This window comes from Microvirga sp. 2MCAF35 (assembly GCF_052115545.1).
Classification (GTDB): Bacteria; Pseudomonadota; Alphaproteobacteria; order Rhizobiales; family Beijerinckiaceae; genus Microvirga.
Genome location: NZ_JBFRGW010000002.1, coordinates 188,895 through 205,999, shown reverse-complemented (window position 1 = coordinate 205,999; position 17,105 = coordinate 188,895). Strand labels below are relative to the sequence as shown.

Sequence of the window (17,105 nt, the reverse complement as noted above, 5' to 3'; positions counted from 1 at the left end):
TCATCGCTCGGCTACAAGCCACCCGCACCCGAGGTAGTGCTATGGCCGGCTGCGCAACCCAGACCAGCTCCGCAGGCCACACCCACCGTAGCCCCACGACCCATCATGCACTAACATTAACCCCGGACCACCTCGCGGGGGCTGGCCAGGACTTCAGCCCGGTGAACTCGCTTGTCACGTCCTCCCACCTCATCCTGAGGAGCAGCCGTGAGGCTGCGTCTCGAAGGAGGATTCAGCGCGCACTTGATGATCCTTCGAGACGCCAGCTGCGCAGGCTCCTCAGGATGAGGGCAAAGAGTTGGACAGGACGATAAGTCCGGCCATGACGGTGAGGGTGTCAGTTTCGGCCAGAGCGTCAGCGGAAACACCTCTGGCCTTCGTCCATTCGCATTTTTTAACGGCGAACCGGATCCACTTCTTCGAAAAATGCTTTAGGTTGCGCCCATCCGGCAACCTTCTCCTTGGGTCCATGCGCTATTTCAATTCCGACGGCGTGAGCATCGCCTATATCGACGTTCCGCCTCATGAGGGTCAGGGCGATCCGATCCTCCTCATTCACGGCTTCGCCTCGAACCACGCGGTCAACTGGGTCAACACGCTCTGGGTCAAGACCCTGACGCGGGCCGGATACCGGGTGGTCGCCTTCGACAATCGCGGCCATGGGCAGAGCGAGAAGCTCTACGATCCGGCGGCCTACGATTCCTACCGCATGGCCGAGGACGGCCGCCGGCTTCTCGATCATCTGGGCATCGAGCGGGCCGACGTGATGGGCTATTCCATGGGGGCGCGCATCGCCGCCCATATGGCGCTCGCCTCGCCGGACCGCATGCGATCCATGCTGCTCGGCGGCCTCGGCATCCATCTCGTGGAGGGCGTCGGCCTGCCGCTCGGCATCGCCGACGCCATGGAGGCGCGCTCCCTCGCCGATCTGACCGACCCGATGCAGCGCATGTTTCGCGCCTTCGCGGACCAGAACGGCAGCGACCTGCACGCGCTCGCCGCCTGCATCCGGGGCTCGCGGCAGGTGCTGACGAAGGCGGAGGTCGCCTCCATCACGCTCCCGACCCTGGTCTCCGTCGGCACGGCGGACGACGTGTCGGGCTCCGGCCCGGAACTGGCCGCCCTGATGCCCAATGCGACCGCGCTCGACATCCCCGGGCGGGACCACAACCTTGCCGTGGGCGACAAGGTGCACAAGCAGGGCGTGCTCGATTTCCTGGCCAGCCGGCCATGATGGGGAGGGGCGCATGACCCGGCTCGACAGCGCCATCCGGCGCCTGACCGCCCAGCGCGACCTGCTCGACTGGGCCGTCCGGGAGATCGGTCCCGCCGGGCTCGTGCTGGAAGTCGGCCTCGGCAACGGGCGCACCTTCGACCATCTGCGCGACCGGCTGCCGGGGCGTGAGATCTACGCCTTCGAGCGCTCGCCCGCCGCCCATCCCGATTGCTATCCGCCGGAAGGCTACCTGATCGTCGGCGACCTGTTCGTCACCCTGCCGCCCTTCATCGAGAAGCACGGGCGGGGTTCCGCCGCCCTGATCCACATCGATATCGGGACCGGCGACGAGGACGCGAACCTGAGCCTCGCCCGCCGCCTGGCGCCCTTGCTCGAAGGACTGCTCCAGCCGGGCGGTATCCTGCTCGGGGACCGCGCCTTCCCCATGCCCTCGTGCCGTGACATCTCGGCCGAGACGAAGGTGCCGGAAGGGCGCTATTTCGTGTACCGGCGGGAGGCTTGAGGTCAGCGCATCGCCTGGATCCTTGCCAAGCGATATACTTGTCTCGTCATCACCGGCCTTGTGCCGGTGATCCCGATGCTGTGAAGCGCTGTGCTTTTCCGTACCGAGATGGCCGGGACAGGCCCGGCCATGACGTGGGGGCCGTATCGCGCTCAGCGGCCTTTGAAAACCGGGCTCCGTTTCTCCAGAAACGCGTTGCGTCCCTCGACGGCGTCGGCGCTGTCGAAGCAGAGGTCGGCGAGGGCGACGGGATCGACGTTAGGATGCCCCGCCCCGGCCGCCTCGTCGATGGCCGCTTTGGCGGCCTTGATCGTCAGGGGCGCGTTCTCCGCCATCGTCCGGGCCAGCGCCAGGACGGTCTCCTCCAGCCGGTCGTCGGGGACCACGCGCTGCACCACGCCCAGGCGCGCGGCCTCCTGGGCGTCGATCCGCCTCGCGGTGAAGAACAGGTCCTTGGCGGCCGGGGCCCCGACGGCGGCCGTGACCAGCTTCATGGCGCCGGGCGGGTAGCCGATCCCGAGCCGCGCGGCCGGGATGCCGAAGACGGCGCTCTCGGAGGCGACGCGCAGGTCGCAGGAGAGGGCGAGGCCGAAGCCGCCGCCGAGGCAGAAGCCGCGGATCATGGCGACGACCGGCTTGGAGCAGCGGGCGACGGCCCAGAAGGCGGCCTCGTTCGTGGCCTCGTAGCGGCGTCCGCCTTCCGCATCGGCCCGCAGGGTCGCGAACTCGCCGATATCGGCGCCTGACGCGAAGGATTCCCGACCTGCGCCCCGCAGCACGACCACGCGCACCTGCGGATCCCGGTCGAGTGCGACCATGATGTCCGGAAAGGCCGTCCACATTTCCAGGTCGAGCGCATTGTGCTTGGGGCGGTTGTCGATGGCCAGGGTCGCGATGCCGCCGGACAGGGACACGACAAGCTTGGACGTCGAGGGCGAAAAAGAGTAGGTCATGGCTCGTTGGAACCTATGGTAAGGGGCTTGGGCTTCTTATCTATGAAGACGGTCGAGAAGTCGCCGAGGAGAGTACGATGACACAGACGCGCCTCAAGCCGGGAGCCCCGGACGCCGTGGCCGGCAAGGTCGATCCGGTGTGGAATCGCCTGCGCTCCGAGGCCGAGGCGATCGTTCAGGCCGAGCCGGCGATTGCCGGTTTCGTGCTGAGCGCCATCCTGCACCAGCCGAGCCTGGAGGCCGCCGTCATCCATCGTGTCGCCTCGCGCCTCGGCCATGCCGCCGTCCCGGCCGACATCATCGAACAGATCTTTCTCGAGGCCGTCGAGAACGACAAATCCATCGGCGCGGCCTTCCGGGCCGACATCAGCGCCGTCATGGACCGCGACCCGGCCGTGACCCGGGCCATCGAGCCCGTGCTCTACTTCAAGGGCTTCCACGCCATTCAGACCCATCGCCTGGCCCATTGGCTCTGGACGAGGGGGCGCCAGGATTTCGCCCTCTATCTTCAAAGCCGCTCCTCCGACACGTTCCAGACCGACATCCATCCGGCGGCCCGCATCGGGCGCGGCATCTTCCTCGACCATGCCACCGGACTCGTAGTGGGCGCCACCGCGGTCGTCGAGGACAATGTCTCCATGCTCCAGGACGTGACGCTCGGCGGCACCGGCAAGGAGCGGGGAGACCGGCATCCCAAGATCCGCCACGGGGTTCTGATCGGCGCCGGAGCCAAGATCCTCGGCAATATCGAGGTCGGGCATTGCGCCCGGATCGCCGCCGGGTCCGTCGTGCTCAAGCCCGTGCCCCACAATGCCACGGTGGCGGGCGTCCCGGCGAAGGTCGTCGGCACGGCCGGCTGCGAGGAGCCTTCCCGCTCCATGGATCATTGCTTTTCCGAATCCGACGGAATCTGAGGGGTACTATCCCTCCAGGGACCTAACCCCGCTTGCTCGCGTTTGCCGGGCATGGCAAGTGCACCATCCGTGACATCAAGAAAGGACCTGTAGTGGATAAAACCGAGATGGCTAAAGTCGAGCGCTACCTGCGCCAGACCTTTGCGAACCACTCGATCCGCGTCGTCGGTCGCCCGAAGAAGGCTGACTCGGCGGAAGTTTACATCGGTGAGGAATTCGTCGGCGTGCTCTTCCTCGACGACGAGGACGGCGATCGCTCCTACAATTTCACCATGGCGATCCTCGACACGGATCTCGAGGACTAACCGGCTCTCCCGCAGCAGAACCTCTCCCTCAGGTTCTGCTGTTTTTTCATGTGGACCTGCGATGCCGATCTACAGCCTCGACGACACTGCTCCGATCCTTCCCGAACCCGGGCGCTTCTGGGTCGCTCCGGATGCCCACGTGATCGGCAAGGTGCGACTGGGATCGGATGTGGGCATCTGGTTCGGAGCCGTGCTGCGGGGCGACAACGAGCTGATCGACATCGGCGAGGGGACGAACATCCAGGAAGGAGCATTGCTCCACACGGATATGGGCGCTCCTCTCGCGGTCGGAGCGGGCTGCACCATCGGCCACAAGGCCATCCTGCACGGCTGCACGATCGGCGATAATTCCCTGATCGGCATGGGGGCCACGGTGCTCAACCATGCGCGGATCGGGGCCAATTGCCTGGTCGGGGCCAATTCACTCGTGACCGAGGGGAGGCAGTTTCCGGACAATTCCCTCATCGTCGGAGCACCCGCCAAGGCCATCCGCGTGCTCGACGAGGAGACGATCGAGCGGCTCCGCTGGTCCGCCAGGAACTACGTAGACAACTGGAAGCGTTTCGCGAAAGGACTGAAGCGGATCGGTTGAGCTGTGCTGCAGAATTTGCACTGAAATTCGGACCTGAAAGAGCATTGAAATCAGGTCAAATTTTACTATATTACGTCTCTGCAAGGGAGGCGTTCGATGCAGCGCGTGGAAGCGGAGATCGCAGTGAGCGTCTCCGATCTGAAGAAAAATCCGACAGCAATCATGAATGAAGCCGATGGTTCTCCAGTGGCGGTCCTGAACCACAACCGGGTCATGGCCTATATGGTGCCGGCCGAAACATTCGAGGCCATGATGGAGCAGCTGGACGATATTAGACTGGTGCAAACGATCGAAGAGCGCTCCGGCGAAGTCCCGGTGCCCGTCACGCTTGATGATCTATAAGCTGGAGTTCCTGCCGTCAGCTCTGAAAGAGTGGAGCAAGCTGGGGAGCACGCTTCGCGAGCAGTTCAAGAAGAAGCTTGCGGAGCGGTTGAAGGAACCCCGCATTCCGGCCGATGCGCTCAGAAACATGGCGGATCACTACAAGATCAAGCTTCGGGCGGCAGGCTACCGTCTCGTTTATCGGGTCAATGACGACACCATCACAGTGCTCGTCGTGGCGGTCGGCAAACGTGAGGGGGCCGAAGTTTACAGGTCGGCGAGGAAGCGCTGACGGTCGGCCTCATCGTCCGGGGCATCCGATGTGCGACCCCGGTTTCCGCTTTACCGGTTCGCCGTGGTGGTGGGCGACGAGATGATGCCGCCGAGAGACACCCAGCCGACCACGTCCTGGCTCTCGCGCTTGATGTAGACGTAGCCCGTCTGGTGCCAGGGCAGAATGGCATTCTTCTTGTTGTCGAGGACGAAATCGCCCCGGCTGGTGCGGACCATCAGCACCGCATGACCCTCGCCGAGCTCGTCGATCACGACCGTCATGCGCATGGCGCGGCGAGGCAGGCCCGCCTCGGCCAGGAGCTTGCGCTTCAGGAGTTGGAAGTCCTCGCAGTCGCCTTTGCCGTCATCGGGAAAGCCCCAGATGTCGACGACGCCCCAGTGATCGGCATCCGTCACGGCCTTGATCGTGGAATTCACGCGCTGATTCACGGATACGAGGGCTTTCCAGGCCTCGGGAGTCATCTCGATTGTGTCGGCCTCGGACACGTTCACGGCGCATTCGGACCGATATTTCGCGCAGAACTCCGACCAGCCCTGGAGCGGTCTGGCAGAGCCGACACTCATGATCGGAGCGCTGGACGAGGGCAGGGACGCCAAGGTCTGGGCCTGAGCGCCGGTTCCGCAGAGGAGGAAGGATAGGCCCAGCAGAGCTGCCTTGACGGACGTCCTGAAAGCGACAGACTTCTCATTTGCGCCACAGAAAAGGCTGTTCTTGAAATAATCCTGCCGCATGCCCCACCAGCCGGTTAACGTTCTTTTAACCAAACTGACATGGTTACATTTCAGGCTCAAGGAAAAAGTAAAAGGTGAGTTAACGCGTCGCGGTCCGGGCGGTTCCATCATGGTTAACAAAAAGATCAAGGCACCCGCGAAGACGAAAGAGCACATTCCTCTCAGGCAAGCTTGGCCGTTAAAGCATCGTGCGTACCCAGAGGGGCGCCTCAGGTGATGCGCCAGCTAGGGGAGGGCACCGGATCTTGTGGGTTTTACTCGACGGACGACCCTGATCGGGGCTACTCAAATGAGAAATCGAATGCTGCCGGCTTAAGGATTGAGGTCGGTGGCCAGACAAAAAGCTGTTCATGCCCCCACATCCGCCCCGCGTCCGTGAGCCGATCCTCAACCTGCCGACGGCCATTGCCCTATCCTTGGCTGTGCTGATCGGCATTCATGCCGTTCGGCTCCTCCTGTCCGATGAGACGGATTTCACGCTGATCATCGACTGGGCGGTCATTCCCGCGCGCTGGTCCGTGGCGTTCGGAGGGGTTCGGATCGACGAGGTCATGCAATCCCTTCGGGAGGGCGTGCCGGAGGATACGATTTCCCCCATGATGGCGCTGGCGCAATACGTGCTGGCCAAGGAGGAGGGGCGGCCCTGGACCGCCCTGACTTATGCCTTCCTCCATGGCTCCTGGGCCCATGTCCTCATCAACAGCGTCTGGCTCGCCGCGTTCGGCACGCCCATCGTCAGGCGCGTGGGCGCCGGACGGTTTTTCATCCTCATGGCCGTCTCGGCCGTGTGCGGCGCGATCTTCTACGCGTTCATGAATCCCATGCAGGTCCTGCCGATGATCGGTGCCTCCGGCGCGGTGTCCGGTCTCATGGCGGCCGCATCCTGGTTCATCTTCTCTCCGCCGGCCTGGCACCGGGAGGGGCGTCTCGCGCAGCCGCACGAGAGGCCGCGCGAAACCTTGGGCCATATGGTGCGCAACCGTCAGGTGCTGATTTTCCTCGGCATCTGGTTTGCGGCAAACTACGTGTTCGCCTTCGTCCAACCCGTTGGAATGATGGATGCGAGCATCGCCTGGGAGGCACATATCGGCGGCTTCCTGGCCGGCCTCGCGATTTTCCCTTTCCTGGACCCCTTTCCAGCCCGGCCGAGCCGCATCTCGGCTTGAAACCACCACGGTTTCCTCCAATCATCTTATGGCTGACGTAGGGCTCTCGTCCCAATATCTTTGGGGAGGTTGACCCGGACTTCAGTAAGCGCATCGTGCGGAAAAGCGGATCCGGTTTTCCGCGTCAACGATGCGCCATACTAAAGAATAAGCATCGGATGGATCCCAAAAGTGGAATCCACTTTTGGGTCCGATGCTCTGGCGAACGGAGGGCTGATCGTCCTTCGCGTTCGCACAACGGGAGGGAATGAATGATCGTCAATCGAATCCTTTCGATCAAAGGCCGCGACGTCGCCACCATCGAGCCGAGCCGATCCTTAAGCGAAGCGGCCAAGGTACTCTCAGAGCGAAGAATCGGTGCTCTGCTCATCGTGGACGCGAACCGCCCGGTTTCCGGCATCATCTCGGAGCGCGACATCGTTCGCGCCGTCGCGGTTCACGGTGCCAAGGCCCTGGACGAGCCGGTCTCCCGTTTCATGACCGGGAAGGTGGTGACCTGCACGGGCGAGACCTCCATCAACGACATCATGGAGTTGATGACCCAGCAGAAGTTCCGGCACATTCCCGTCGTCGAGGGCGAGCGTCTTGCCGGCATCATCTCCATCGGTGACGTGGTGAAGCTGCGCCTCGAAGAGGTCGAGGCGGAGACACAGGCGATCAAGGAATATATCGCGACGGCTTGATTATCTCGCCTGCGTCTCCTGCAACAGTTCGAGGATGTCCGGCAGGGCGCGTTCCGTCGCCTGCCGGCCCAGGCTGATGCATTCCTGGGCGCGATGGAACTCGAACAGGCCCATCTTGGCGAGCTTCGGCGCGACCATGATGTCGGGAGGGTCTCCGGCGAGCCGCGAGCGGGCGATACGATCCTGGGTGATGTTGAAGGCATCGACCATGACCGTGGCAAGGCCTGGGGCGTTCGGCTTGCGCGGCTTGTCTCCCCGGGTTCCCGGAAAGATCCCCCAGCGCCGCGGAGCCTCATCGATGGCTTCTTCGATCTCCTGCTCGTCGCTCGTCCCGGTATCGTAGGACTGGATGACCGTTCCGCGCACGCGCACCTCGCCGTTGAGGTTCACGCAAATCACGATGTCGGCGCCGAGAGCCCGGGCGGCCGTGATCGGGATCGGATTGACCAGGGCGCCGTCCATGAGCCAGCGCCCACCGATCATGACCGGATCGAAGATGCCCGGCAGGGCATAGGATGCCCGCATGGCCTGCACCAGGGGGCCGCGGGTGAGCCAGATCTCGTGGCCGCTCACCAGTTCGGTCGCGATGGTGCAGAACTTGACCGGCAGGGTCTCGACCCGGCGGTCCACCAGATCCTGGTCGAGGAGCCGCTGCAGGCGCCCGCCGGCGATCAGGCCCGCGCCGCTGAAATGGAAATCGAGGAGGCCCATGACGCGCCGCTTGGTCAGGGACAGGGCGAAGGCCTCCAGCTCGTCGAGCTTTCCGGCCGCATAGCAGCCGCCGACCACGGCCCCGATGGAGGAGCCTGCAATCACGTCCGGAACGATGCCCGCTTCCGTGAGGACGCGGAGCACGCCGATATGGGACCAGCCGCGTGCCGCCCCGCCGCCCAGTGCCAGGCCGATCCTGCTCTTCGTGCGCGGGTCGCGTTCCGTAGGCTGCTTCACCTCGGTCGCTCCTCCGCCACCCCCTGATCCGGCGCTGCGCCGGGCAATCCCGTCCCACAACATTGATCGCTCCAAGGCCTTGCTTTCCTTTCATACGGTCCCGGCATGAAGACCGCATGAAAGATGCCCTTAAGTTTCAAGTAGGACTGGTTCAGGAAAACTGAACAGTGGCGCGCTGCAATGCCCGCTGCGACAAAATGATGATGACGAAGGCGAGGCCGATGAGCACGCCCAGCATCGCACGAAGGCCGAAGATTTCCCCCCCGAACCCGATGAGCGGGGGGCCGAGTAGCAGGCCGCCATACCCCAAAGTTGCCACCATGGCGACGCCCATGCTGGGCGGAAAGTCCTTCATCTGCCCGGCGGTGCTGAACAGGACCGGCACCGTGTTGGCGAGACCGATCCCGACCAGAGCAAAGCCGAAAGCGGCAGGCAGGGGCTGCGGCAGCAGCAGCGCCAGGGCCAGGCCGAACGCCGAGAGCAGTCCGCCGAGCTGCAGGGTGCGGACGCGGCCGAGATGCCGGACGACGAAGTCGCCCATGAAGCGGCAGACCGTCATGGCGAGGGAGAACGCCGCGAAGCCGGTGACGGCGGTCTCCAGGCTCGCGCCGGCAACGGTCTGGAGATAGATCGCCGTCCAGTCGACCATAGCGCCCTCGACGAGGAAGCAGAACATGGCGAGCACGGCCAGGATGAGGACACTCCCCCGCGGCCAGGCGAAGCCATGTCCCTCCGTCGCCCGTTCCGTTTCCCCGAGCATCCCGAAGGAGGCGATCAGGAAGAGCAGACCCATGCCGAGGCAGGAGATCAGAAGCGTCGGGACAATGCCGACATCGAGGGCGATGAGAAGGCCGGAGGCTCCGGCTCCCGCCAGTCCGCCAAGGCTGAAGAAGGCATGAAAGGAGGACATGATGGCCGAGCCCCAGGCCTTTTCGACCACCGTGGCATTGGTGTTCATCGCAATGTCCATGGTGCCGTTGCAGGCTCCGGCCACAAGGGCGGCCGCCACGAAGAGGCTCAAGTTCGGCGCAAAGCCCGGGAGGGACAGGGCCGCCGCGAAGGTGAAGGCGGCGATCGTCGTCATGGTGCGGCTGCCGACCACCGCCACGGCCCAGCCGATGATGGGCATGAGCGCGACCGCCCCGAGGGAGAAAGCCAGGAGGCCGAGGCTGAGCTGGCCGTCGGAAAGCCCGAGGGATTCCTTGAACCGGGGAAGCTGGGCCGCCCAGGTGCCGATACCGAAGCCGTTGCCGAAGAAGATGGCGCTGGCGGCGAGCCGCGCGGGGAGAAGGTCACGTCGCATCATCGGGTCTTCCTAACCCGAATACCGGGAAACTGCATCCGCCTATCGGACGATGGCAGCCCGACAGTTCGGGAGGGCTGCCGGTCTCAATCGATCACGAGGCGGGCGGGGCCGTCCGCCGTTTCGACCTTCCGGTAGAAGCAGGAGCGGCGCCCGGTGTGACAGCAGCCGCCGTCGCCTGCGACCTGAACCTTCAGCAGCAGGGCGTCCTGGTCGCAGTCGATCCGCAGCTCCCTGACCGTCTGGATCTGCCCGCTGGTCGCACCCTTGTGCCAGAGTTCCCCGCGCGAACGGGACCAGTACCAGGCTTCGCCCGTCTCGATGGTCCGCGCCAGGGCTTCGGCATTCATGTGGGCGACCATGAGGATCTCGCCGGTGGCGGCATCGGTGGTGACGCAGGTGATCAGCCCATCCGGCCCAAAGCGCGGCGACAGGACGGTCCCTTCCTCAAGTTCGGTCTTGGAGCCAGGGGGAGGGAAGGGACTGGACGGCGATACGCTCATGGGAAGTCTTTAGCTCCGGCTGTTCCGCACGAGCGTCAGGAAACGCACCTGCTCGGCCGGATCTTCCTTGAAGATTCCCGTGAACTGTGTGGTGAGCGTCAGGGCGCCTGCCTTCTGGATGCCGCGCATGGACATGCACATGTGCTCGGCCTCGATCATCACCGCCACCCCGCGCGGCTCCAGGGCGTCGACCATCGCCCTGGCGATCTGGGAGGTCATCGTCTCCTGAGTCTGCAGCCGGCGGGCATAGGCGTCCACGAGACGGGCGAGCTTGGACAGCCCGACGACGCCCTTGGTGGGGTAATAAGCCACATGCGCGACGCCGTAGAACGGCACCATGTGATGCTCGCAATGGGAGTAGAAGGGGATGTCGCGCACGAGCACGATGTCGTCGTAGCCTTCGACCTCGGCGAAGATCTTGTCGAGAATTTCCGAGGGATCCTCGCTGTAACCGGAGTAGAATTCGCGGAATGCCTTGACGACGCGCTTGGGCGTATCCTGCAGGCCTTCACGGCTCGGATCGTCACCTGCCCAGCGAAGCAGGGTGCGAACGGCCGCTTCTGCTTCTTCCCGGGTCGGAGATGTCACGGGCTTGTCGGCAGCGGTCGTCAGCCGCGTGGACAAGGACTTAACCACATCACTCACGTGGAGCCTCTTTTCTCAACGTTGCACCGAGGAAGCTTGGCTGCCCGGCAGTTTCTAATTTCTTTCCAACAAGCGCCAAACCGGCCAATGTCGCAGAACTTTGTCACAGCGCTTATATAGACATATGAGCACATTCCCAACCGTCATGTCATGAGACGAAATGCTGAATGAGATCTACAGCCGGCGCATTCTCGAACTGGCCGCCGATATCCCGCATCTGGGGCAGCTGCCCGCACCCGATGCGTCCGCGACGGCACGATCCAAGCTATGCGGCTCGACCGTCACGGTCTACCTCAAGCTTGACGGCAATGTCGTGACGGCTTTTGCCCATGACGTAAAGGCCTGCGCCCTCGGCCAGGCTTCGTCGTCTATCATGGGGCGGAATATAATCGGCGCGACCATAGAGGAGCTTCGCGAGGTCCGCGATGCGGCAAGTCGTCTGCTGAAATCCGACGGAGAGGCCCCCCAGGGGAAGTGGGAAGACCTCAAGGTCTTGGAGCCCCTGCGAGACTACAAGGCGCGCCACGCCTCGATCCTGCTCACATTCGATGCGGTCGTCGATGCGCTCAAACAGATCGAGGCCCGGCGGACAGAGAGCGCTGGATAGATGCTTCAGGCCGGGAGCAGCACCGGCTGCCCGCGCCGCGCAATTCGCTCGCGGTCGTCATGAGAGCCGTAGTGGCGATCCAGGGTCCGGGCCGCGCTTGCCCAGTCGGCCATGGTCTGGATCGCTTCCATCTGGCCGGCGACGAACGGATCCGAACGCCACGCCCGTACCCGTGGCCAGAGAACGTCCAGGGGCTCGTCGAGAATATTGCCGACCTTCGCCTCGTAGATCGGAAAAGCGCGAAGCGCTCCATCGGGCTCGATATGAAGGATATCCAGATCGACAGCGCTCACATCCGGCTGGGGCAGAAAATATCGTACGTCCGTTACGGAGATATCGATGCCGCTGCCTTCACGGGCGGCAAGGCGACGACCGACATCGATCAGATCGACCAGTTCCTGGATGGACAGAAGCTCGGTCGCTTCAAATTCCGGCTCGGCGGCCAGACCCGACGGAATGACCGCCCCGAAGCGAATGAAGTCGAGGTTCGGGAACCGTTTGACGGCGGCCGATACGAACCGCTCCAGATCCGCCTCATTCGCGCCCGAGCGGGTCAGGGTATAGTCGATCCCGAGCGTGTAGCTGGCCTGCCCGGCTGCCTTGCGCTCATCCTTCACGCGATGAAGAATGTCCAGCGCTTTCATCCCACGTTCGAATGCGCCGTCCCGCCCGCGGATCGCATCGTGGATGGCCGCGTCCGCGCCATCGATGCTGACCGCCACGCTCGAGACCGCATCCGCGAGCGCGAGGGCCGTCCGCTCCGGCATAGACCAGCCGCTCGTGAAGACCGTCACGGCAACACCCGCATCATGCAGCCGCTTCATGGCATCGACGGCCCAGCGAACCGACAGGGGTTCACCGCCGCTGATTGACACTTTCTTCGCTTGCGCCGAGAGGATCGTGTCGATGACCCGCATGGCGTCATCCCGATCGAGGGTGCGAGCCGGCCGCCGTCCAGATTCCGTATAGCAATGCGTGCATCTCAGCGGGCAGGCATAGGTAATATCCCAGATGAACTTTCCGATCTTCACCGTCATTGTATGGGCCCAAACTGCCGCTATGCGGCTTGGCAAGCATCTTTGAAATACAATGAAGTATCATTGCGTCGGCATTCTCGTACAACGGAGCACAGGTTGCGTGTCACAAGGCATTTTAAGCGTCGTGATTGTTGCTCTTTCTGGATGAAACGTTGCGTGAACGGCACGTTATGATTGCAGATGCTGTTTGAGTCAGGTTGTCAGGTCGAGAGGTAAAGGTGAAAGGCAGTCCACACAGGGCAACGGAAGGGCATCTGTCCCGCAGGGTCGCTCACGTGGCGATCCGCTCCTATCAGCTCACCCTTTCGGGACTGATCGGCCGTCAATGCCGGCACCTGCCGTCCTGTTCGGAATACACCGACGAGGCGATCCAGCGGCATGGCTTCTGGCCGGGCGGGTGGATGGGGCTCGCCCGCATCTGCCGCTGCGGTCCCTTCGGGACCCATGGGCTCGATCTGGTGCCCGAAACATTGCCCGAAGGCTCCGCCTGGTATAAGCCCTGGGCCTATGGTCGGTGGCGGGGCGTCAACGCTCCCCCGATTACATGCGATCCGGTCGAACCTGACGGCGGCTGATTTCGCCTTGTCCAACAAACCGTCGGCCCCGCTTACCTGCTCCGTTGGCAGGAGTGAGCCAGGAGAAACATTCGATGATCACCCTGACATTTCCCGATGGCGCCCAGCGCCAGTACGAATCCGGCATCACCGGCCGCGAGATCGTGGACGGCATCGCCAAGTCGCTGGCCAAGCGCACAATCGCCATGGCGCTCGACGGGACGGTCGCCGATCTCGCCGATCCGATCACCCGCGATGCCAAGATCGAATTTCTGAACCGCGAAGATCCCCGCGCCCTGGAGCTGATCCGGCACGATGCCGCGCACGTGCTCGCCGAAGCCGTGCAGGAGCTGTTTCCCGGCACCCAGGTGACCATCGGTCCCGTGATCGAGAACGGTTTCTATTACGACTTCGCCCGCAACGAGCCTTTCACGCCCGAGGACTTCCCGGCCATCGAGGCGAAGATGCGCGAGATCATCGCGCGCGACAAACCTTTCACCAAGGAAGTCTGGAGCCGCGACAAGGCCAAGCAGGTGTTCGCCGAGAAGGGTGAGGCCTACAAGGTCGAGCTCGTGGATGCGATTCCGGAAGGCCAGGATCTCAAGATCTACTTCCAGGGCGACTGGTTCGACCTCTGCCGCGGCCCGCACATGAGCTCAACAGGCAAGATCGGCAACGCCTTCAAGCTCATGAAGGTGGCGGGCGCCTATTGGCGCGGCGACTCGAACAACGCCATGCTGACCCGCATCTACGCGACCGCCTGGGCGAACCAGGAGGACCTCGACAACTATATCCGCCAGCTCGAGGAAGCGGAGAAGCGCGACCACCGCCGCCTGGGCCGCGAGATGGACCTGTTCCATTTCCAGGAGGAGGGGCCGGGCGTCGTGTTCTGGCACCCGAAGGGCTGGACGGTGTTCCAGGAACTCATCTCCTACATGCGCCGCCGCCTGAAGGGCACCTATCAGGAGGTCAACGCGCCGCAGATCCTCGACAAGGCTCTCTGGGAAACCTCGGGCCACTGGGGTTGGTACCGCGAGAACATGTTCGCGACCCAGACCGAGGACGAGCGCGTCTTCGCCATCAAGCCGATGAACTGCCCGGGCCACGTGCAGATCTTCAAGCACGGCCTGAAGTCCTATCGCGACCTGCCGCTGCGCCTCGCGGAGTTCGGCAACGTGCATCGCTACGAGCCGTCGGGCGCGCTGCACGGCCTCATGCGCGTGCGCGGTTTCACGCAGGACGACGCGCACATCTTCTGCACGGAAGACCAGCTCGCCGCCGAGTGCCTGAAGATCAACGACCTGATCCTCTCCACTTACGCCGATTTCGGCTTCGACGAGATCGTCGTGAAGCTCTCGACCCGTCCCGAGAAGCGCGTCGGCACCGACGAGATGTGGGATCACGCGGAAGACGTGATGACCCGCGTCCTCAAACAGATCGAGGACCAGTCCGGCGGACGCATCCAGACATCGATCAATCCGGGCGAGGGCGCGTTCTACGGGCCGAAGTTCGAGTACGTGCTGCGCGACGCCATCGGCCGCGACTGGCAGTGCGGCACCACGCAGGTGGACTTCAACCTGCCGGAGCGGTTCGGCGCGTTCTATGTCGATGCGGACGGTCAGAAGAAGACGCCCGTCATGGTGCATCGCGCGATCTGCGGCTCCATGGAGCGCTTCACCGGCATCCTGATCGAGCATTTCGCCGGTCACTTCCCGCTCTGGCTCGCGCCGGTGCAGGCGGTGGTCGCCACCATCACGTCCGAGGGCGATGAATACGCCATGGAAGTGGTGCGCGCCGCCGAGGCTGCGGGCCTTCGCGTGGAGGCGGATCTTCGCAACGAGAAGATCAACTACAAGGTCCGTGAGCATTCGCTCGTGAAGGTGCCGGTGCTTCTCGTGGTGGGCCGCAAGGAGGCCGCCGAGCGCACGGTCTCGATCCGCCGCCTGGGCAGTCCCAACCAGCAGACCATGACCCTCGAAGAGGCCCTGAAGGTTCTCGCCGCCGAGGCCGTCACTCCCGACCGCCGACGCCAGGCGAAGGCCGTGTCGGAGCCGGAAGGCCACGCCACGCTCGACGGTCATCACGTGGTCGAGCGGACGGTGGCGTAAAATCTGATCGCATGATTGAAAGGCGGCGCTTCTGAAATGAGGCGCTGCCTTTTTTGATCGTTCGATTTTTCTCAAGTCATGGCCGGCCTTGTGCCGGCTATCTCAATAAGGTGAAGCTCGGCGCTTCATACAATCGAGATCACCGGCACAAGGCCGGTGATGACGAAGGTGTGCATGTTCAGACGGATCAGCTCGTCTGCCGCTGTCGTCCCGTCGTGCGTCCGCCCGGAGCCGTACCGGCCGCTGTTCCCGCCGTGCCGCTGCCGGGATTGCCTGTCGCCGCACCTGCGTCACCGGCCTCTGTTCCCGTGGCATGAGCTCCCTGACGCTGACCGACGCGCAGGTTGTTCTGCACATGGCTCACGCCCGATACGGATTCCGCCAGATCCTCGGCGCGCCGCTTCTCGTTGCGGTCGCGGACGGTGCCGGTGAGGGTCACTTCCCGGTTCTGGACCTGAATCTCGATCTCGGAGGCATCGATCATGGCATCGTCGGTGAGGCGCTCGCTGATGTCTTCGCGGATGCGCTCGTCCGAGCGCTGATAGCCTTTCGGGCCACGCCCCTGATGCTCGCCCCGGCGAACCTCGCCGCGGCTGGCGGTGGCGTCGTTGCCGAAGCGGGTGTTGCCCGGGCCCATGCCGTAATTGCTGTGATCCCGCGGCTCGTTCACGAGGCTCCAGGTGCGTTCGCGGCCCTGCATGCGGCGATCGTCCTCGTTGCTGTCGTCGCCCGGACGCGCACGTTCGCCGGTGATCGTGGAAGCACCGAAGCGCTTCGGATGGTAGCCCCGGCCGGCGGAGCCGCGTCCCGCATATTCGTCGCCGTAGCTCTGGTAGCCCTCGCCGCCGAAGCCGCCGCGCATGCGGGCGTTGCGGGCACCTTCCTCGCCGGGATAGCCGAAGCTTCCGAAGGCGGCACGCACATCGTCCTCCTCACGGAAGCGGAATGCCTCGCGGCCAGGATTGCGGGAGCGCTCGTCGCGTCCGCGCCTGTCGTCGTGGTAGTCGTGCGGGCGATGTCGCCAGTCGTCATCGTCGTTCCTCAGCCGACGATCCAGCTCGCGGCGCTCGTCGCCCGTCAGACGGGCTTGTCCGCCGCCTCGGGTCTGGTCGGCCCGGGCGGATGTCGGGGTGCCGGTCCGGTCCGGTTCGGAGGGCGTGGAGATGCGGTGCAGCGCACGGGAAGCATCGCCTTCGCGATCCGTCGCGAGATCGCCCAGCGCCACGATGCCGACGAGGTGCTTGTCGTGATCGACCACCGGCAGGCGGCGGATCTGGTGGTCGCTCATCAGCTCCACGATGTGGCCGACATCGTCGTCATCGAAGCACCACCAGATATTATCGGACATGACATCCCGCACGCGGGTCGTGTCGGGAGGGAGGCCGGCGGCCGTCGCCCGGACGGTGATGTCCCGGTCGGTCACCATGCCTTGCAGGCGCCGTCCGTCGCAGACGGGCAGCACGCCGACATTCATCTCGTCCATGAGACGCGCCGCTTCCTGGATGGTCCTGTCCGGACTCACCACGCGGACGTTGCGGGTCATGATCTCTGCGATTTTCATGAGCTTCCTCTCCAGCAAGGTCACGCCTTGGGAGTTCAGGCTCATGGGCGGCGCGACCGGTGACAAAGCCTCGGACCCAAAAGTGGACACCACTTTTGGGATTGATCCGATGCTTCTATTTTAAACTTGCGCATCGTTCG

General features: G+C 64.0%; 20 protein-coding genes. 12 read left to right on the top strand and 8 right to left on the bottom strand.

Annotated elements, in window-relative coordinates; genetic code table 11:
* Positions 1-469: 469 nt before the first annotated feature.
* Positions 470-1,234, top strand: a complete 765-nt coding sequence (locus AB4097_RS02055) for an alpha/beta fold hydrolase (protein WP_442036751.1) — start codon at positions 470-472, stop codon at positions 1,232-1,234.
* 13 nt (positions 1,235-1,247) lie between these two features.
* Entirely contained in the window at positions 1,248-1,739 is a 492-nt protein-coding gene (locus tag AB4097_RS02050) for a class I SAM-dependent methyltransferase (RefSeq protein WP_442036749.1), read from the top strand.
* Between the two features lie 152 nt (positions 1,740-1,891).
* Here AB4097_RS02050 and AB4097_RS02045 read toward each other — a convergent pair whose 3' ends face one another.
* On the bottom strand, positions 1,892-2,692 hold the full coding sequence (locus AB4097_RS02045; protein ID WP_442036747.1) for an enoyl-CoA hydratase: 801 nt from the start codon (positions 2,690-2,692) through the stop codon (positions 1,892-1,894).
* 77 nt (positions 2,693-2,769) lie between these two features.
* Between AB4097_RS02045 and cysE the strand changes: the two genes are divergently transcribed.
* From cysE to AB4097_RS02020, 5 genes are all read left to right on the top strand, one after another.
* Positions 2,770-3,606 (top strand): serine O-acetyltransferase, encoded by an 837-nt coding sequence (cysE, locus tag AB4097_RS02040; RefSeq protein WP_442036745.1) that lies wholly within the window; start codon positions 2,770-2,772, stop codon positions 3,604-3,606.
* 92 nt (positions 3,607-3,698) lie between these two features.
* Positions 3,699-3,911, top strand: coding sequence for a DUF3126 family protein (locus tag AB4097_RS02035; RefSeq protein ID WP_040637969.1), 213 nt, complete (start codon positions 3,699-3,701; stop codon positions 3,909-3,911).
* Between the two features lie 61 nt (positions 3,912-3,972).
* The gene (locus tag AB4097_RS02030; RefSeq protein WP_442036743.1) at positions 3,973-4,503 is read left to right on the top strand and encodes a gamma carbonic anhydrase family protein; all 531 of its coding nucleotides are present in this window, start codon (positions 3,973-3,975) and stop codon (positions 4,501-4,503) included.
* 96 nt (positions 4,504-4,599) lie between these two features.
* On the top strand, positions 4,600-4,845 hold the full coding sequence (locus tag AB4097_RS02025; RefSeq protein WP_442036741.1) for a type II toxin-antitoxin system prevent-host-death family antitoxin: 246 nt from the start codon (positions 4,600-4,602) through the stop codon (positions 4,843-4,845).
* Positions 4,835-5,116 (top strand): type II toxin-antitoxin system RelE family toxin, encoded by a 282-nt coding sequence (locus tag AB4097_RS02020; RefSeq protein WP_442036759.1) that lies wholly within the window; start codon positions 4,835-4,837, stop codon positions 5,114-5,116. Before AB4097_RS02025 ends, AB4097_RS02020 begins: the two co-directional genes overlap by 11 nt.
* 50 nt (positions 5,117-5,166) lie before the next feature.
* Here AB4097_RS02020 and AB4097_RS02015 read toward each other — a convergent pair whose 3' ends face one another.
* The gene (locus AB4097_RS02015; protein WP_442036739.1) at positions 5,167-5,850 is read right to left on the bottom strand and encodes a transglutaminase-like cysteine peptidase; all 684 of its coding nucleotides are present in this window, start codon (positions 5,848-5,850) and stop codon (positions 5,167-5,169) included.
* A 350-nt stretch (positions 5,851-6,200) separates the two neighbouring features.
* Between AB4097_RS02015 and AB4097_RS02010 the strand changes: the two genes are divergently transcribed.
* The gene (locus AB4097_RS02010) at positions 6,201-7,016 is read left to right on the top strand and encodes a rhomboid family intramembrane serine protease (RefSeq protein ID WP_442036737.1); all 816 of its coding nucleotides are present in this window, start codon (positions 6,201-6,203) and stop codon (positions 7,014-7,016) included.
* A gap of 251 nt (positions 7,017-7,267) precedes the next feature.
* Positions 7,268-7,699: a CBS domain-containing protein gene (locus AB4097_RS02005; RefSeq protein ID WP_442036735.1), complete on the top strand. Its 432-nt coding sequence runs from the start codon at positions 7,268-7,270 to the stop codon at positions 7,697-7,699.
* On the opposite strand, the gene AB4097_RS02000 is transcribed toward AB4097_RS02005, so the two are convergent.
* From AB4097_RS02000 to folE, 4 genes are all read right to left on the bottom strand, one after another.
* The gene (locus tag AB4097_RS02000) at positions 7,700-8,710 is read right to left on the bottom strand and encodes a patatin-like phospholipase family protein (protein ID WP_442036733.1); all 1,011 of its coding nucleotides are present in this window, start codon (positions 8,708-8,710) and stop codon (positions 7,700-7,702) included. It abuts the gene before it with no gap.
* A gap of 88 nt (positions 8,711-8,798) precedes the next feature.
* Positions 8,799-9,953 (bottom strand): MFS transporter, encoded by a 1,155-nt coding sequence (locus AB4097_RS01995; RefSeq protein ID WP_442036731.1) that lies wholly within the window; start codon positions 9,951-9,953, stop codon positions 8,799-8,801.
* Positions 9,954-10,036: 83 nt separating this feature from the next.
* Positions 10,037-10,453, bottom strand: coding sequence for a phosphoribosyl-AMP cyclohydrolase (gene hisI, locus AB4097_RS01990; RefSeq protein ID WP_442036729.1), 417 nt, complete (start codon positions 10,451-10,453; stop codon positions 10,037-10,039).
* 9 nt (positions 10,454-10,462) lie between these two features.
* Complete coding sequence (gene folE / locus AB4097_RS01985) at positions 10,463-11,098, bottom strand: GTP cyclohydrolase I FolE (RefSeq protein WP_442036727.1); 636 nt, start codon at positions 11,096-11,098, stop codon at positions 10,463-10,465.
* A gap of 160 nt (positions 11,099-11,258) precedes the next feature.
* Here folE and AB4097_RS01980 point away from each other — a divergent pair, with 160 nt between their 5' ends.
* Positions 11,259-11,705 carry an iron-sulfur cluster assembly scaffold protein gene (locus AB4097_RS01980; RefSeq protein ID WP_442036725.1) on the top strand — a complete coding sequence of 149 codons (447 nt, stop codon included), beginning with the start codon at positions 11,259-11,261 and terminating at the stop codon, positions 11,703-11,705.
* A 5-nt stretch (positions 11,706-11,710) separates the two neighbouring features.
* Here the strand turns inward: AB4097_RS01980 and AB4097_RS01975 are convergent, their stop codons facing one another.
* Positions 11,711-12,742: a radical SAM protein gene (locus AB4097_RS01975; protein WP_442036723.1), complete on the bottom strand. Its 1,032-nt coding sequence runs from the start codon at positions 12,740-12,742 to the stop codon at positions 11,711-11,713.
* Positions 12,743-12,996: 254 nt separating this feature from the next.
* On the opposite strand from AB4097_RS01975, the gene yidD reads away from it, so the two are divergent.
* Complete coding sequence (gene yidD / locus AB4097_RS01970; RefSeq protein WP_442036757.1) at positions 12,997-13,317, top strand: membrane protein insertion efficiency factor YidD; 321 nt, start codon at positions 12,997-12,999, stop codon at positions 13,315-13,317.
* 74 nt (positions 13,318-13,391) lie between these two features.
* Complete coding sequence (gene thrS, locus AB4097_RS01965; RefSeq protein ID WP_442036721.1) at positions 13,392-15,404, top strand: threonine--tRNA ligase; 2,013 nt, start codon at positions 13,392-13,394, stop codon at positions 15,402-15,404.
* Positions 15,405-15,591: 187 nt separating this feature from the next.
* Here thrS and AB4097_RS01960 read toward each other — a convergent pair whose 3' ends face one another.
* Positions 15,592-16,965 carry a CBS domain-containing protein gene (locus AB4097_RS01960; protein ID WP_442036719.1) on the bottom strand — a complete coding sequence of 458 codons (1,374 nt, stop codon included), beginning with the start codon at positions 16,963-16,965 and terminating at the stop codon, positions 15,592-15,594.
* Between the last annotated feature and the right edge of the window lie 140 nt (positions 16,966-17,105).

Bases quoted from the DNA above. Each gene is read 5' to 3' on its own strand.
- cysE (WP_442036745.1), top strand. From the start codon at position 2,770: ATGACACAGACGCGCCTCAAGCCGGGAGCCCCGGACGCCGTGGCCGGC.
- AB4097_RS02045 (WP_442036747.1), bottom strand. From the start codon at position 2,692: ATGACCTACTCTTTTTCGCCCTCGACGTCCAAGCTTGTCGTGTCCCTG.
- hisI (WP_442036729.1), bottom strand. From the start codon at position 10,453: ATGAGCGTATCGCCGTCCAGTCCCTTCCCTCCCCCTGGCTCCAAGACC.
- AB4097_RS02005 (WP_442036735.1), top strand. From the start codon at position 7,268: ATGATCGTCAATCGAATCCTTTCGATCAAAGGCCGCGACGTCGCCACC.
- AB4097_RS02010 (WP_442036737.1), top strand. From the start codon at position 6,201: ATGCCCCCACATCCGCCCCGCGTCCGTGAGCCGATCCTCAACCTGCCG.
- AB4097_RS02055 (WP_442036751.1), top strand. From the start codon at position 470: ATGCGCTATTTCAATTCCGACGGCGTGAGCATCGCCTATATCGACGTT.
- AB4097_RS02030 (WP_442036743.1), top strand. From the start codon at position 3,973: ATGCCGATCTACAGCCTCGACGACACTGCTCCGATCCTTCCCGAACCC.
- AB4097_RS01995 (WP_442036731.1), bottom strand. From the start codon at position 9,953: ATGATGCGACGTGACCTTCTCCCCGCGCGGCTCGCCGCCAGCGCCATC.
- thrS (WP_442036721.1), top strand. From the start codon at position 13,392: ATGATCACCCTGACATTTCCCGATGGCGCCCAGCGCCAGTACGAATCC.
- AB4097_RS01975 (WP_442036723.1), bottom strand. From the start codon at position 12,742: ATGACGGTGAAGATCGGAAAGTTCATCTGGGATATTACCTATGCCTGC.
- AB4097_RS01980 (WP_442036725.1), top strand. From the start codon at position 11,259: ATGCTGAATGAGATCTACAGCCGGCGCATTCTCGAACTGGCCGCCGAT.
- AB4097_RS02015 (WP_442036739.1), bottom strand. From the start codon at position 5,850: ATGCGGCAGGATTATTTCAAGAACAGCCTTTTCTGTGGCGCAAATGAG.
- AB4097_RS02000 (WP_442036733.1), bottom strand. From the start codon at position 8,710: ATGTTGTGGGACGGGATTGCCCGGCGCAGCGCCGGATCAGGGGGTGGC.
- AB4097_RS02050 (WP_442036749.1), top strand. From the start codon at position 1,248: ATGACCCGGCTCGACAGCGCCATCCGGCGCCTGACCGCCCAGCGCGAC.
- AB4097_RS02025 (WP_442036741.1), top strand. From the start codon at position 4,600: ATGCAGCGCGTGGAAGCGGAGATCGCAGTGAGCGTCTCCGATCTGAAG.
- AB4097_RS02020 (WP_442036759.1), top strand. From the start codon at position 4,835: ATGATCTATAAGCTGGAGTTCCTGCCGTCAGCTCTGAAAGAGTGGAGC.
- AB4097_RS01960 (WP_442036719.1), bottom strand. From the start codon at position 16,965: ATGAAAATCGCAGAGATCATGACCCGCAACGTCCGCGTGGTGAGTCCG.